This window comes from Variovorax sp. P4_D9, assembly GCF_056401695.1.
In genome coordinates, this window is sequence record NZ_JBFUIU010000177.1 from 1 (window position 1) to 13,427 (window position 13,427).

Annotated in this window: 15 protein-coding genes and 1 pseudogene; 7 read left to right on the forward strand and 9 right to left on the reverse strand. The window is 62.8% G+C overall.

The features are described from left to right. Nucleotides 1-193 (reverse strand): PEP-CTERM sorting domain-containing protein (locus tag AC1DY5_RS19805; RefSeq protein WP_478114050.1); only part of this gene is annotated, 193 nt, incomplete at its 3' end. On the opposite strand from AC1DY5_RS19805, the gene arsA reads away from it, so the two are divergent. The 3 genes from arsA to AC1DY5_RS19820 are packed head-to-tail and all read left to right on the forward strand — an operon-like array spanning nucleotide 147 to nucleotide 3,408. After that, nucleotides 147-2,114 carry an arsenical pump-driving ATPase gene (arsA, locus tag AC1DY5_RS19810; RefSeq protein ID WP_478114071.1) on the forward strand — a complete coding sequence of 656 codons (1,968 nt, stop codon included), beginning with the start codon at nucleotides 147-149 and terminating at the stop codon, nucleotides 2,112-2,114. The two genes, AC1DY5_RS19805 and arsA, sit on opposite strands and share 47 nt — an antisense overlap. A 28-nt stretch (nucleotides 2,115-2,142) precedes the next feature. Next, complete coding sequence (locus tag AC1DY5_RS19815) at nucleotides 2,143-2,553, forward strand: DUF302 domain-containing protein (protein WP_478114052.1); 411 nt, start codon at nucleotides 2,143-2,145, stop codon at nucleotides 2,551-2,553. A 6-nt stretch (nucleotides 2,554-2,559) separates the two neighbouring features. Beyond that, the gene (locus AC1DY5_RS19820) at nucleotides 2,560-3,408 is read left to right on the forward strand and encodes a class II glutamine amidotransferase (RefSeq protein ID WP_478114054.1); all 849 of its coding nucleotides are present in this window, start codon (nucleotides 2,560-2,562) and stop codon (nucleotides 3,406-3,408) included. A 259-nt stretch (nucleotides 3,409-3,667) separates the two neighbouring features. On the opposite strand, the pseudogene AC1DY5_RS19825 reads toward AC1DY5_RS19820, so the two are convergent. Beyond that, nucleotides 3,668-4,122: pseudogene (locus AC1DY5_RS19825) on the reverse strand (DUF4395 family protein). 72 nt (nucleotides 4,123-4,194) lie between these two features. After that, a complete protein-coding gene (locus AC1DY5_RS19830) occupies nucleotides 4,195-4,878 on the reverse strand; it encodes a hypothetical protein (RefSeq protein ID WP_478114056.1) in 684 nt (227 codons plus the stop codon). Between the two features lie 225 nt (nucleotides 4,879-5,103). On the opposite strand from AC1DY5_RS19830, the gene AC1DY5_RS19835 reads away from it, so the two are divergent. Continuing rightward, complete coding sequence (locus tag AC1DY5_RS19835) at nucleotides 5,104-5,835, forward strand: response regulator (protein WP_478114057.1); 732 nt, start codon at nucleotides 5,104-5,106, stop codon at nucleotides 5,833-5,835. Next, on the forward strand, nucleotides 5,826-6,908 hold the full coding sequence (locus AC1DY5_RS19840) for an ATP-binding protein (RefSeq protein WP_478114059.1): 1,083 nt from the start codon (nucleotides 5,826-5,828) through the stop codon (nucleotides 6,906-6,908). Before AC1DY5_RS19835 ends, AC1DY5_RS19840 begins: the two co-directional genes overlap by 10 nt. A gap of 204 nt (nucleotides 6,909-7,112) precedes the next feature. Here AC1DY5_RS19840 and AC1DY5_RS19845 read toward each other — a convergent pair whose 3' ends face one another. Both AC1DY5_RS19845 and AC1DY5_RS19850 read right to left on the reverse strand, forming a co-directional pair. Further along, the gene (locus tag AC1DY5_RS19845; protein ID WP_478114060.1) at nucleotides 7,113-8,663 is read right to left on the reverse strand and encodes a phospholipase D-like domain-containing protein; all 1,551 of its coding nucleotides are present in this window, start codon (nucleotides 8,661-8,663) and stop codon (nucleotides 7,113-7,115) included. 200 nt (nucleotides 8,664-8,863) lie between these two features. After that, entirely contained in the window at nucleotides 8,864-9,073 is a 210-nt protein-coding gene (locus AC1DY5_RS19850; protein ID WP_478114062.1) for a hypothetical protein, read from the reverse strand. A 299-nt stretch (nucleotides 9,074-9,372) separates the two neighbouring features. Here AC1DY5_RS19850 and AC1DY5_RS19855 point away from each other — a divergent pair, with 299 nt between their 5' ends. Continuing rightward, on the forward strand, nucleotides 9,373-9,558 hold the full coding sequence (locus tag AC1DY5_RS19855; protein WP_478114064.1) for a hypothetical protein: 186 nt from the start codon (nucleotides 9,373-9,375) through the stop codon (nucleotides 9,556-9,558). A 296-nt stretch (nucleotides 9,559-9,854) separates the two neighbouring features. Here the strand turns inward: AC1DY5_RS19855 and AC1DY5_RS19860 are convergent, their stop codons facing one another. Next, complete coding sequence (locus AC1DY5_RS19860) at nucleotides 9,855-10,100, reverse strand: hypothetical protein (protein ID WP_478114065.1); 246 nt, start codon at nucleotides 10,098-10,100, stop codon at nucleotides 9,855-9,857. Between the two features lie 157 nt (nucleotides 10,101-10,257). Between AC1DY5_RS19860 and AC1DY5_RS19865 the strand changes: the two genes are divergently transcribed. Continuing rightward, nucleotides 10,258-10,944: a hypothetical protein gene (locus tag AC1DY5_RS19865; RefSeq protein ID WP_478114067.1), complete on the forward strand. Its 687-nt coding sequence runs from the start codon at nucleotides 10,258-10,260 to the stop codon at nucleotides 10,942-10,944. Nucleotides 10,945-11,175: 231 nt separating this feature from the next. Here AC1DY5_RS19865 and AC1DY5_RS19870 read toward each other — a convergent pair whose 3' ends face one another. The 3 genes from AC1DY5_RS19870 to AC1DY5_RS19880 form a co-directional block, all read right to left on the reverse strand. Beyond that, nucleotides 11,176-11,559, reverse strand: coding sequence for a hypothetical protein (locus AC1DY5_RS19870; RefSeq protein WP_478114068.1), 384 nt, complete (start codon nucleotides 11,557-11,559; stop codon nucleotides 11,176-11,178). Between the two features lie 560 nt (nucleotides 11,560-12,119). Next, entirely contained in the window at nucleotides 12,120-12,713 is a 594-nt protein-coding gene (locus AC1DY5_RS19875) for a hypothetical protein (protein ID WP_478114069.1), read from the reverse strand. Between the two features lie 159 nt (nucleotides 12,714-12,872). Beyond that, on the reverse strand, nucleotides 12,873-13,427 hold a 555-nt coding region (locus tag AC1DY5_RS19880), incomplete at its 5' end, for a heavy metal-binding domain-containing protein (protein WP_478114070.1).

Genomic DNA, 13,427 nt, shown 5'->3' on the forward strand with positions numbered 1-13,427 from the left:
CTTTGCAGGTCGTCACAACGAACTTGCCGAGCCCAGTTTCGAAGCGCCGTTTGGTCATGTTCATGAATCCACACACGAGTACCGAAAAGATGGAAATCAAGGTCCTGGGTTCAGGATGCAGCAAGTGCCGCAGCACCATCGGACTGATCGAAAGGGCTGCCAACACCGCTGGCGTGCCGGTCGAGATCGTCACGGTCGAGAGTCCCGAGGAGATCAGGCAGCTTGGCGTTCACTCAACCCCCGCCGTCATCATCGAGGGGAAGATCGTCCACAGTGGCGGCGTGCCTTCGCACGACATCGTGCAAGGCTGGTTGCAACCTCACTCCGCGGCCATGGGGTTTCTGAAGCAGGTCACTCGGCACCTGTTCTTCACGGGCAAAGGCGGCGTAGGAAAGACGTCGCTGTCGACTGCCGCCGCCCTGGCGCTGGCGGACTCGGGCAAATCGGTTCTGCTCGTCAGCACCGATGCGGCTACCAACCTTGACGAGATGCTGGGGATCGAGCTGCGTAACACACCCGTGCCGGTGCCCGGCGCGCGCGGGCTCTTCGTCCTGAACATTGACCCCGACAATGCCGCCGAGTCCTATCGGCGGCGAGTCCTGGCGCAGATGGCGATCGACACCACCGAGGCCGAGCGCTCCACCGTGCGCGAGCAATTGTCGGGCGCTTGCACCACCGAGATCGCCTCCTTCGACGAGTTCGCCTCGCTCTTGTCCGATGGGGCCGAAGACTTCGATCACATCGTCTTCGACACTGCCCCGACAGGCCACACGCTGCGCCTGCTCAGCCTGCCCAAGGCATGGAGCGGTTTCCTGGATGGCAACGATCGCGGGGCATCCTGCTTGGGCCCGCATTCGGGATTGAAGATGCAGGAGGAGCGCTTCAAGGCCGCGCTCGAGGCCCTGAGCGACCCGGCGCAGACCACTGTTGTCCTCGTCACGCGGCCTGACAAGGGCGCAATGGAGGAGGCGGCGCGCACCTCCGAAGAACTGCATGCGTTGGGCCTGAACAACCAGCGACTGGCGATCAATGGCGTGTTTCATGCCAGCGATTCCACGGATGCGGTGGCCAGTGCCATCGAGGCCCTCGGACAGCAGGCACTGGCCGAGATGCCGCGGTCCCTGCGCGCATTGCCCCAGGATAGGGTTCCATTGCGGGCGTTCGACACCGTGGGTTTGCCCGCCTTGCGTGCGCTGCTCGCTGCCGATGTCACACCGACCCCGCCCGGCAAGGCCGTGGCGGTCGAKCTAATCGCCCCTCTCCAAGGGCTGGATGCTCTGGCCGATGAGTTGGCCGCCGCGGACCGCGCGCTGATCATGGTGATGGGCAAAGGCGGCGTCGGCAAGACGACCGTAGCCGCCGCCTTGGCCATCGGACTGATCCAGCGAGGCAAGACCGTGCATCTGAGCACCACCGATCCAGCTTCGCACGTCTCGGAAACGGTTGATGGCGAGGTGCCGGGCTTGCGCGTGGACCGCATCGACCCGAAGCTCGAGACGCAGCGCTATGTCGACAAGATCATGGCGGCCAGGTCCTCCAGCCTCGATGCCCAGGAACAGGCCCTGTTGCTGGAAGACCTGCGCTCGCCATGCACCGAGGAAGTGGCCGTCTTCCATGCCTTCTCCCGGATCGTCAGCGAAGCGCGAACTGCCTTCGTGGTGCTGGACACCGCGCCGACCGGACATTCCCTGCTGCTGATGGACGCCACGGGTGCCTACCACCGGCAGATGGTGCGCGAGTTCGAAGGGCACGGGAGCGCCCGCGTCGTCACGCCTTTGATGAGGCTGCAGGATGCCGCATACACCAAGATCATTCTGGTGACGTTGCCAGAGGTGACCCCGGTTTCGCAGGCCGCCGCCTTGCAGGATGACTTGCGCCGCGCCGGCATCGAGCCCTACGCATGGGTCCTCAACAAGAGTGTCCTGGCGGCGGGCACGCACGACCCTTTGCTGGCGACACGACTGTCGGGTGAACGCAAACAGATGGAGCGCATGTCCGCAGGGTTGGCCAAGCGCGTCTTCACGCTGCCTTGGCTGACCCGTCCGCCAATCGGATTCGCCGAGCTGTCCAAGCTGGTGACCGAGAGATGGCGCACCCCGGCCACGCGCGCCTGAATCCACCCACCCACGACGGAGGTTATCCATGTACGGATTCACGACAACGCTCACTGGCGCATCGTTCGATCAGGCACTTTCAAGAACCATCGCGGCGCTCAAGACCGAAGGCTTCGGCGTGCTGAGCGACATCGACGTTCGGCACGCCATGAAAGAGAAGCTCGGAGTGGACATGCCGCCGTATCGCATCCTGGGCGCATGCAATCCGCCGCTGGCGCACCAGGCCCTTCAGGCTGCGCCCGACGTCGGCTTGCTGCTGCCCTGCAACGTGATCGTGCGCGAGGAAGCGCCCGGCCGGGTGGTGGTCGGTTTTCTCGACCCGCAGATCATGGTCAACCTGGTCGGCGATCCTGCGGTCAAGGCGGTGGCCGACGAAGCCGAGCAACGGCTGCGCCGCGTCTGTTTGAGCCTCGGCGGCAGTGCGACGAGCGCGGTGTGACGCACCATGTGTGAGCTCCTGGCGCTGTCGAGTTCCCGCCCGAGCCAACTGACGTTTTCACTGCATACGCTGGCTGCGCACGGTGGTGTGTCGGGTAGCTCACACGACGGCTGGGGCGTTGCCTTCTACCAGGCGCGAGACGTCGCGCTTTTCCGTGAGCCGACGGCCGCCGCTGACAGCGCACTGGTGCGCTATCTCGAAACGCAGGGACCGTTGACTGAGTTGGCGATCTCGCACATCCGTCATGCCACACAAGGGGAAGTTCAACTCGCGAATACGCAGCCCTTCGTGCGCGAACTCGGCGGTCGTACGCATGTGTTCGCTCACAACGGCAATCTGCCTGGCATCTTCCACAGCGAGACGTTGACGCTTGGTGCCCATCGCCCAGTCGGGCTCACCGATTCCGAATATGCGTTCTGCGGGTTGCTGAAGCGCATGCGYGCGCTCTGGAAGACGAGCAGTCCACCGGCCCTCGAAGCCCGTCTTTCGCTGGTATCACAGTTCGCGTCGGATCTGCGCCTACTCGGACCAGCCAACTTCCTCTATAGCGATGGTGACGCGCTGTTCGCCCACGGGCACCGGCGCTTGCAGCCCACCAGCCATCGTGCCGAACCCCCAGGCCTGTGGATTCGCCAGCGGCGCTGCGCATCGGCCGACCCGGCGCCCAATCTCCGCGGAGGGATCTCGGTCAGCCAGGGGCAGCAGGCGGTGGCGTGGATCGCCAGCGTCCCGCTCACCGAAGACGACTGGCGACCGCTGGCTGAAGGCGAAGTCCTCGCAGTACGCGGCGGTGAAATTCTCGATCGCCAGCTGCCTGCGCGACTTGAAGATCTCCCTCCGAGAGTATTCGCTTGACCTTGGTCAAGCCGTCGTCGGCCGGTGCAGTCCCTAATTGAAAAGGTTGCGGCGTCCGAGATCCGATCATGCCAAGGCCTCAACCCACCAAGTCGTGGGGGTTCACCTTCCGGCGTCCGAAACAGAGGGAATGTGATTCAGGCCGGCGTAAAGATGAACCCGGCGCGACAAGCCGGGATCGCTGCCGGACTGCCGGTGGAAGTACCTGCACCGACCACTGCCCCTTGAGTCCAGGTGCCCTCAACCATTCGGTTTCGCTCTAGCTCGCAGACGCCCCAGGGCAAAGATGAGCCTTGTCCTTGTGGAACCAGTTGTAGATCTTGCAGCCGATGCAGATCCCTAATGCCGTCTCGAAGAACAGCAGCACGAGGCAAGCCGCGCAGACGATTAGGTTGATCGGTCCGATGACGTGCTTGATGACAACCAGGTACAGCATCGTCAACGCAAAGACGAGGCCAATTGCCCAGGCAAAGCGTTTCTGAGAATCAAGCTCGGTGCGTAGCGTGGATTTCCGAAGATGCGTATGGTGAAGTCGGTCAGGAACGCGATCACGAACGCCCGCGTGGGCTGGAAATTCCCGATCAGCCAGGCGTTCATGAACGAAATGATCGCGAAGAGGAAGACGAGCCCTGCGGCGGCTCGCACGGCCCGCTCGTTCAGCACGGGGACGGAATAGGCTTCGAGGCGTTCGCCAAAGGAAAGGAGGATGTTCATGATGGGTGATGACGGTTGCGCGACGCCAAGCCGAGCCCTGTGCTCGGCTTTTTGGCGCCTCTCGCGTTTAGGTCAGCGCGTGAGTTGGGTGGTGCCAGCCGGGCCGGGTCGGTCAAAGCCGGGGCCCATCCTCAGCCCCGGGCCCATGCCCGTCCCCATTCCGCGCGGGCCCATCGCCATCCGGCTCATCATGCCGCGGCGCATCGCCAACATGCCGTCCTGMACCAGTTCGGTGACTTCGCCGGCATGCCCCTGCAGCGCCGCTACCACCTTGGCATCGGTGGAGGTACGGGTGACAACTGTGCCTTTTTCTGACGTCTCGACCTTGGAGCTGATCTTTTCCCGGTTCTCGAACAGCACCGGCAGCGTGTTGCTAAAGATGTTGAACTCGCGCCCGTCCTTCAGCCGCTGGGACATGCTGGCCACGTGAGCCTTGAGCGCCTGCACGACTTTTGGATCGTCCGATTCGGTCACTGTGCGTATGCCATCGGGCAGCATCGTCACTGAGCGCTTGATCTTGCTGTTGTTGGCCAGCAGGTCGAGCACCAGCTCCATGTCCGCGGCCGATCCAGCGTCCTGCTTCGTCAACATCGCTGCCGGCCCGGCCATCGGGCCATGGCTCCCTGACGCGGCGACATGGTCCATTGCGTGCATCGGACCGTGTCCCATGCCAACTGGTTGCCCCATCGCTGTAGCGGCGGACAAAGCCAGCGCCAGCGCGGCCGCGCGGGCTAAAAGCTTGAAAGCAAGTTTCATTTTGAGTCTCCATGTGAAGCCAAGGGTGTTCCTTGAAAGGCACGTTGATGTGACCTCTTGCGCGATGTCGTGCAAGCGGCCACGATCTGTATTGAACGTGCGGGGCGTCTCCGGCAGATTGCTGGCAAACATGGAATTGCATCGCCAGCTGCCGGATTGGGCTTGTGCAACACTGCGATACAAAACTCGTCGCGCCCGCGCCCGGCGCTCTACGAAGCTCCTGCCATGGACCACAAAGAACGCATCCTGATCGTCGACGATGACCCGGAGATCCGGCAGTTGCTGGTGGATTACCTGGCCCGCAATGGTTTCGACGCAGTGCCTGCGGCCAGCGGTCGGGAGCTGTGGCAAGCGCTGAACAGGCACGCTGTCGATTTGGTGGTGCTGGACCTGACGCTCCCCGACGCAGATGGGCTGACGCTGTGCCGCGACCTGCGCGCGAAGTCAAACCTCCCGGTCTTGATGCTCACAGCGCGCGGTGAAGAGGCCGATCGCATTCTCGGCATCGAGATGGGCGCCGACGACTACTTGGTCAAACCGTTCAGCCCGCGCGAACTGCTCGCGCGTATCAAAGGCATCCTGCGCCGCACGCGTTCCCTACCACCCAATCTCAAGCCCGAGACCCAGCGCTGCCTGGCCTTCGCTGGCTGGAAGCTTGACACCGCCACGCGAGTGCTAACCGGGCCCGACAGCGTGGTGACGCCGTTGTCGGGTGCCGAGTACCGGCTGCTGCGCATCCTGCTCGATCATCCCAACCGGGTGCTCAATCGCGACCAGTTGGTGGAGCTGATCCATGGCCGCGAAGCCGAGCCTTACGACCGCGCCATCGATGTACAGGTGAGTCGGCTGCGCCAGCGCCTGCAGGACGACGGACGCGAACCTCGACTGATCAAAACTGTCCGCGGCGAAGGCTACGTTCTGGCAGCCGCGGTGGAGGGCTGGCCGTCATGCGCCTGATGCTCACCAAATTGCTGCCGCGCTCGCTGTCCGGGCGCATGACGCTGATCCTCGTGCTGGGCTTGCTCGTAGCGCAGGTGGTCAGTCTGATGCTTCATCTGGAGGACCGCGCGGCCATGATGGCGGCCGGGCATGTGCAACCCGGCATGCGGGCCTTCGACGCGTTGCCGCTTCCTTTTCTCTGGCACGTGTCGCTGACCCTCGGCGCGATCGTCGTGCTGTCGCTGGTGGCCATGCGCTGGGCGACTCGTCCCCTGGAGCGGATGGCCGCGGCGGCGACCGCGTTCGCGCACGATCTTGATGCCAGCCCGTTGGAAGAAGTCGGACCGACCGAAGTACGCCGCGCCGCGGAAGCCTTCAATTTCATGCAGCGGCGGCTGCGCCAGTTGGTGGTCGAGCGGGGCCGGGCACTCGCGGCAGTCTCGCATGACCTGCGCACGCCGCTGACTCGCATGAGGTTGCGCACTGAACTGGTGGATGACCCAGATTTGCAGGAGAAGCTCAACGCCGACATCGACGCCATGCGGAGTATGGTCAACAGCGTGCTGGCCTATCTGGGTGGGCTCGAGGACGCCGAACCTATGCAGCCGATCAACATGGAGGCGCTGCTGTCCAGCATCGTTGACGACCAGCAGGCAATCGGACGAGAGGTCCACCTTGAGCAGGACGCAGCGGGGCGCGCTCATGCGGCGCCCTACGTCGGCAAGCTGTCAATCTTGAAGCGCGCGATAGACAACCTCATCGACAACGCCGTCGCGCACGGCCACGCTGTAGCAGTGCGGATCGTGGAATCGTCGGGTGAGCTTCGCGTGGTGGTCGAGGATGACGGGCCTGGAATTCCGAGCGCAGAACTTGTGCGGGTCACCGAACCTTTTGTCCGGCTTGATCCGTCGCGCAGTGCGGACACCGGCGGCGTGGGCCTGGGCCTGGCAATCGTGCGCGACGCCGCGGCCTACCACGGAGGTCAACTCATCCTGGAGAACCGCGAGGGAGGTGGATTGCGGGCAAGTTTGGTACTGCCGCTATCTCGCGGGCCCGTTTCTCCCACTCGGCGTTCAGTGCGGAAGCCCTGAGCGACGGCCTGAGAACCCTCTGACAGAGGTCTTCTTGATGGCATTCCTGGCGATGGCCGAAGGCTTCGCCCCGAAGATCGTCGAGGAGATGAAAAGCAAAGAAAGTGGTCCCACGAGTCAGGGAAAGGCAGCGCGGTCGCGATCCACCGGCCGCCCGGCGCGTCGCACCAAGCGTCGCGCGCGGGGATCCCTGCGAGCACTACATCAAAGCCAATCTTCGGGCAATACCGCGCCAAGCGCACCGGACACGGCGCGCTGCCACCGGCTTGCCAGCGGCTCATTGCGATAGCGCACCAGCCCATCGTCGCTTCGACCGACCCACGAAAGCGAGCTGGACGGATCGCCCGGAACGTCCAGTTCAGGCTTGAACGAGTGATCGAGCGAAGTCGCCGCGTCGAACCAAGCGTCCAGATCATGCGCCACCGCTTCGCTGTCGATCAGCACACCGATCTCGGTATTGGACAACCGCGAGCGCGGATCGAGATTCATGGATCCGACGAGCACCAACCGATGATCCACGCCAATGGCCTTGGCATGGAGGCTCACGCCCGAGGACAAGGCGCTGCGCGACTTGCTCGATTCGACCGCGCCGGGCCGCATCTCGTACAGCTGAGCGCCACACGCGAGCAAGCGCCGCCGATAGCGAACGTAGGCCCCATGCACGACCGGGACGTCGGTGGAGGCCAGAGAATTGGTCAACACTCGCACGCGCACGCCCCTGCGCTGGAGCTCGCAGAGCAAGCTGATGCCCTGTTCGTTCGGCACGAAGTATGGTGAAACTAGGGTGACCTCGTTGCGCGCCGCCTCGATCGCTTCGCGCAAGTTCGACATCACATGCACCGCTGGCTCGGCCCCGTTTCGCCCCACCTTGGCGGGTGGATCGTAGAGCACCCTCGCGTACGCCGGGGTCACCGCGAGACGGCCGTTGCGCACCAGCTGCGCGAGGTCGGTGGCGCGCAGCGCTCGTGCGTAGTTGCTGTTTCGGAACGTGCCGACGCGCGCCTCCATCGCAGACCGGAGCCGCTGGACCTCGCCGGCATCGGCGTGCAGGCCGGTAAAGGCCTGGATCGGGACCGCCCATTCGCTGTTCCAATATTGATCGAAGCTGCGCGACGCTTCGGCGACGACCGGCCCGACTGCCAGTACATCGAGATCTGCGAAGTTGCTCTGCGAATCGGCGTTGAAATAGGCGTCGCCCAAGTTGCGTCCGCCGATCAGCGCGGCTGCGTTGTCGGCGATCCAGAGCTTGTTGTGCATGCGCCGATTCAGCCGTTCCCCATCGCCGAGGTAGTCGAGCACGCGCCCGAGCCCGGCCCATTGGCGCCGTGCGAACGGGTTGAAGACACGCACTTCCACATTCGGATGCGCCGCCAGCGCTGCGAGATCGGCATCACGACCGCCCACGGCGACATCGTCGATCAGAATGCGCACGCGCACGCCGCGCTCGGCGGCGCGCAGGACCTGGTAGATCAGCAGCGTGCCGGTCGTGTCTGGCGCGACGATATAGTACTGAAGGTCCAGCGTTCGCTGTGCTGCGTGTGCCAGCGCCGCGCGTGCCAGAAACGCCTCTTCCCCCGAAGGCATCAGGCGAACACCCGACTGCCCCGGCGTCGCGGTCAATTGCGCGGCGAAATTGCGCGCCAAGACAGTGTCCTGCGGGTCGTCGATCGCGTGTTCGACGTGTCGCGGCACGTCGAAGCGAACCGAAGCGCATCCCATGAGCAGAGCCGCCATCAAGGCAAGCACCAGCTTCATGGCCCGGGCCGATCGACGCAGATCRCCGGCGCGATGGGGAATGCCGACGAGAAGCATGCTTGCCCTGTGGAGATCGTCTCCCGAGTGAGGGCCTTGGAAATGGCCGATGTACTCGAATATCCGCCCAACCGGCGACCCGATGCTTGACAGCCGTCAAAGGCGACAGAGGTCGTCTTCGCGGCATGGCCGAGTTCTCTGCGCTATTGCATCGACATGTTTCCATGATGAAGGTGTCCGGCCATTGCGTCGGCCCCGTGGTCGGAGAGTTGGGCATCGAACCAGGCGTGCAGCGCCGAGACCAGTTCGGCCTTGCGCGTCCGATACGTCAGCTCGGCGCCGCCCTTCACATCGCGATAGGCGATGGAGATTTCGCCGGGCTTGGCCGCCTTGAGCTGGGCGAGCCCGGGCATGTCGTTCCCATGGACGTGGGATGGCCCTGAGAAGTCACCCTTGCGGAACTGAGATTCGATTTCGTGCAGATGCGCCCGTTTGGCCGCCCTCACAATGCTTCACGCCAAATACCCCGGCCCATGAGCAAATTCAACCTGCTGCCCGAGCAGCACACGGGCTTCTAGACCATGCAGTTCAGCGAGTTGCCAGTGGGCGCCAAGTTCCGGTTCTTCCGGGCGGCACCCTGCTGACGAAGACGTCGGAGGCCGGGTACACGACGCCCGGCGCCGCGGAGCAGAAGGCTGCGCCCGACGTCGAGGTGCTGGCCGAGGACGACCAGCCCGCGCCGGCCGCCCGGGTCGCCGCGAAGCCCGACGACGTCGCCCTGATTTCGAAAGCCCTGGATGCCCTCGAGGCGATAGCGGGCAAGACGCCCGAGTTGGCCGCCGCGCGACAGGCGCTGCGCCGGCTGGACGCGCTGGCCAAGCTGAAGACCGCCGGCTGAACGGTCGCTGAACAGCGCCGGGGCTAGGATGCGCCCATGACACACCTACGGCACATCACCGTTTTCGTCGACGAGCCGGATCCCGGCCACTTCCACTGGTGATCCACGAAAGCACAGAGGATGCTTCGGTCTGGATCGACATCGAGTCGAGCGTCGACTCGTACCTGACTTGGATGGAGGCTTTCGACGCAGGGTGCGTCGAGCTTGCCCGATGAGCGCACCGGGCCGAGAGGGATCGGCGAGGACGAAGACGCCTTACGGGAGCAGTCCACAGCATCATCCGATGCAGTAGATCCCTAGGTCGGCTCCACCCTACGCGTGCCGGCGCGCGGGCTGGCGTCGAACGGGGCTTGGACGCGATCGGAAGCCGCGGCCGCAGCTAAGTACTGATTCGTCTTGCGCTGCTCAGCGATGAGCTCGCGAAGTAGCGGCTTCGTGCCGAAGATCGCGAACGGCATGCAGATCCAGAGGATCGCGACCACGAGGCCCAGCAGAAACAGCGCCACCGACAGGAACACTCCGAGCCCGGCCAATTCGTTCATCTCTCACTCCTCGTTTGTTTTTGGAGCGCCGATCGTAACGGTCCGAGCGGCTCGCCCTCTGCACCAACGGCGCCACCATTGCTGTCCGCTCCAATTCGGCAACCGCCGGGTGTTGCAACGAACGGATACTCAGGGCAACTTCACGAACGAGATAAGCATGCGCCCAGCTGACGACTCGCGTCCTTCTGTTGAAATCGGGCTGGACCTGTTCTACCCAGCCTCCTGCATCGATTCTCTGAACGCGGGCATCGCACCGCAGGATCAAAACGACAAGTGGGAAACCCGCTACATCGAGCCATGGTTTGAGATCTGGCGACCGCGCATTGCAACGGGCTTTCGCGCCTATCAACTTCGACTTGAGCGGTCAGGACCATGGGCTAGAGTCGTCGAGTGCTTGGCTGCGGGCGAGATGCTAGATTTTTTCGGTCCTGGCCTAGAGAAGCAACGGGAGATTGTCACCTTCGTCTTGGATGCCAGCGCTGGCGAGACCGGTAGGCAATGGCTGAATGAGTTCGGAGGGTTTCGTGCTGTGCTGGATGATCACCAGCGCTTAGTCGCCGCCTTGCGGGCAATCGAATTGACCGCGAAACAGCGGGCAGACCTCAGCCAGTTGTACTGGAGCCCAAAGGGTGTGCCGGTCATCCGAGATAGCGGGAGGCGGGTCCGAGGCGACACCGTCCAGACATGCAGCGAACTCGGGGCCAAACTCACAAGAGTGCTGGAAGGAGTTGGGCCTGCAGATCAGATGATGTGGTTCGGCACCCTGTCACCGGATGCGCGATGGAATCGCTGGATCCTTCGCGAGCCAATGCGCCGTGCGGTCGGGGAACTGTTGGGCTTCTGACGTTCCCTGGAGAGGTCGCCCCCCGACTATTCGAGAGTCACCGGGAATGGGGGCAAATATAGCGACCGGTCTTCTTATCCCAGTGACATTTTTTTGTTGCAGCCGAGGCGGTGGTAGGCACCGAAACGCCGAGCCCTACGAAGGCGACGACGCTCGCGAGAATCAGTTCTTTGAGGTGTTTCACGTCAGCACTCTAACGCAAGGTCATGACGCGCCGCTCGGCGGTCCACATCAATCAGATCGCGTGCGTTGCCGCATGGTTAGCAGGCCTCCGAGCAGCATGACGGCCCCCGCGATGATCAGGCCACGCATGATCACGGAGTACCCGCCCCCGCTTGCGGCCGACACAGAGCCTATCGTGATGGCAAGGCCCAGCACGAGCATGAGGCCCCTCCAAACTGCCTTGCCCCTGCCCTTGCCGTCCGCCTGTTGCGCCTCTTCGCTTTTATTGCCGAGCCCCTCCACGACTCGGGCTACAACCTTTTCGGCGCAGGCTCTATCGACATTCAGTCCCACCAGTTCGTCGACGATTGCTTGCGGGGCCATTCCCCCCTGAAACCTGCGAATCGCGCTGAAGGTGATGTTGTCGTCTGGGCATTTGAACTTGGCACCCATGGGACTGCTGGCGTGTAACTTTGAAACGGTCCTTATACGGCGGCGCCTCCCCCGGCTGGGTCGTCCATCACCGCATAGCGTTGTGCGTCGACGGCTGACAAGCTGGAGAACATGCAGTGCCAGACGACGGAGGATGCCGAGGCCAAAGACCGAAGGGAGCGCAAGCCTGGGTGGAAGAGCAGAAGCGGCTTTCCGAGTGAGGTCTCGGGTCAGAGATCGCGGCCCTTCGGGGCCTTTTTCACGATTGAGACGCCTTGCGCTCGTGTATTTCCCGTGTAGTCAGGCCGGGAAAACTACACAAAAAGAGGGCATTCGCGGGAATGGTTCGAAGGTCAAACCCGCCCGCAAACTCGCATGGATGCTAGGTTTTCGAACATTCTGGAATCTGCGGGAATGCCTGACCGGACGACTCATAATCCGTTGGTCGCAGGTTCAAGCCCTGCACGGCCTACCATTCCACACCGCGTCAACGCTGAAAAGCCTGTATCAAAATGGTAGCACGCTTTTTCTCTTTATGGGTCGTTGCCAGACTGTTGCCAGATTTTGGTGCGCTACGCTGTTCACTTAACTTGTTTCGTTATGTCCGTGTTTCGGCTGGTTTGAACCTGCCCGGTCATGACGCCAGTTATGAACCCGTTCGTCCCGGTAAACGCTTCCGCAATAATTACGTTCGTATAGTGAAAGTGAGTGGTGCCCGAAAAAAACTCAGTCTTTCCGGTGCCATTACTAGTGCTGGAATAGGTTCCATCGGGGGTGCCCGTTACGCTCAAGGTTAGCGTCGCCGGCAAAGTAATATTGCCAGTGAGAGTGCAGTTCGACGCGTATGGATTAACTGTGACGTTGATCGTCGTCGCCCCGGTGCCCGGATTAACCGCGATAGAGTTCGCGAACTCCGGCCCTTCGCAATGTACGAGGGCGATGGTTGTCCCGGCGACATAATAAATGTAAACAAGCCCAGTCAGCACTCCATCCGCGTCGTGCCTCTCCACAGAGAACCCGGAGCAGGCCCCCTGGCATGCGTCACCCTGCGCATAGTCTTTCATTGTGTCGTATTTGGTAATAGGTGAGCCGCCAAAGGGGGGCGCGCTGAACGCGGTGGACCAAGCGCCCACGGCCATAGAGATAAGGCATGCCTTCAAATAATTGAATTTCATGATGCAAGTCCTTTCAATCCCGCGACCGCGGGTCAACTTAGCTAGCAGACTATCGTCCATTGTTAGATGCGCCATCACGCGCGGCCGGTCCCTCTCTGCCTCCCAATAGGCCGTAGGACTAAGAATATGCCTGTGACCTTCGCTAGGAATTGATTCAGGTCAAAGCAGGACCGAATCAGCACCGTACTGAAGTGCAACTTTCGAGGCCGTGCCCGGGGTAGGCAACTCCGTTGACACCGTGCGCAATTTCTTCGCTGAGCGCCGCAACATGTTCAAGCTACGGTTCTTGACCGACGCCCAAGCGCGGACAAAGAACGGCCAGCCCGCCCAGAGCACCACCGGGGTCCCGAACAGAAGCTGAATCCAGTTCGAGGTCTGCTGCCCGATGAGGTGATGGATGTCCATCACGTGTCCGCCCATCTCGAGCGAAAAGACCGGGACGGTCAACGCCAAGCCCACCCAGAAGCGTCGGGTCGTATCACGCAACTCGGGACTGTCGCCGGATTGGGTCGTGGCCACGACCGGCTCGAGCGCCATGCCGCAGATGGGACAGTTCCCCGGGCCCATCTGCCGCACCTGCGGGTGCATGGGGCAGGTGTACTCGATGTCCTTGGAGTCCGCCTTTGGCGCATTCTTCGACGAGGGTTGCGCGTGACCGGCGTGCGCGCCATGGTCATGAGGACCGTGATGCGCCATGTGCTCGTGCTTCTTGGC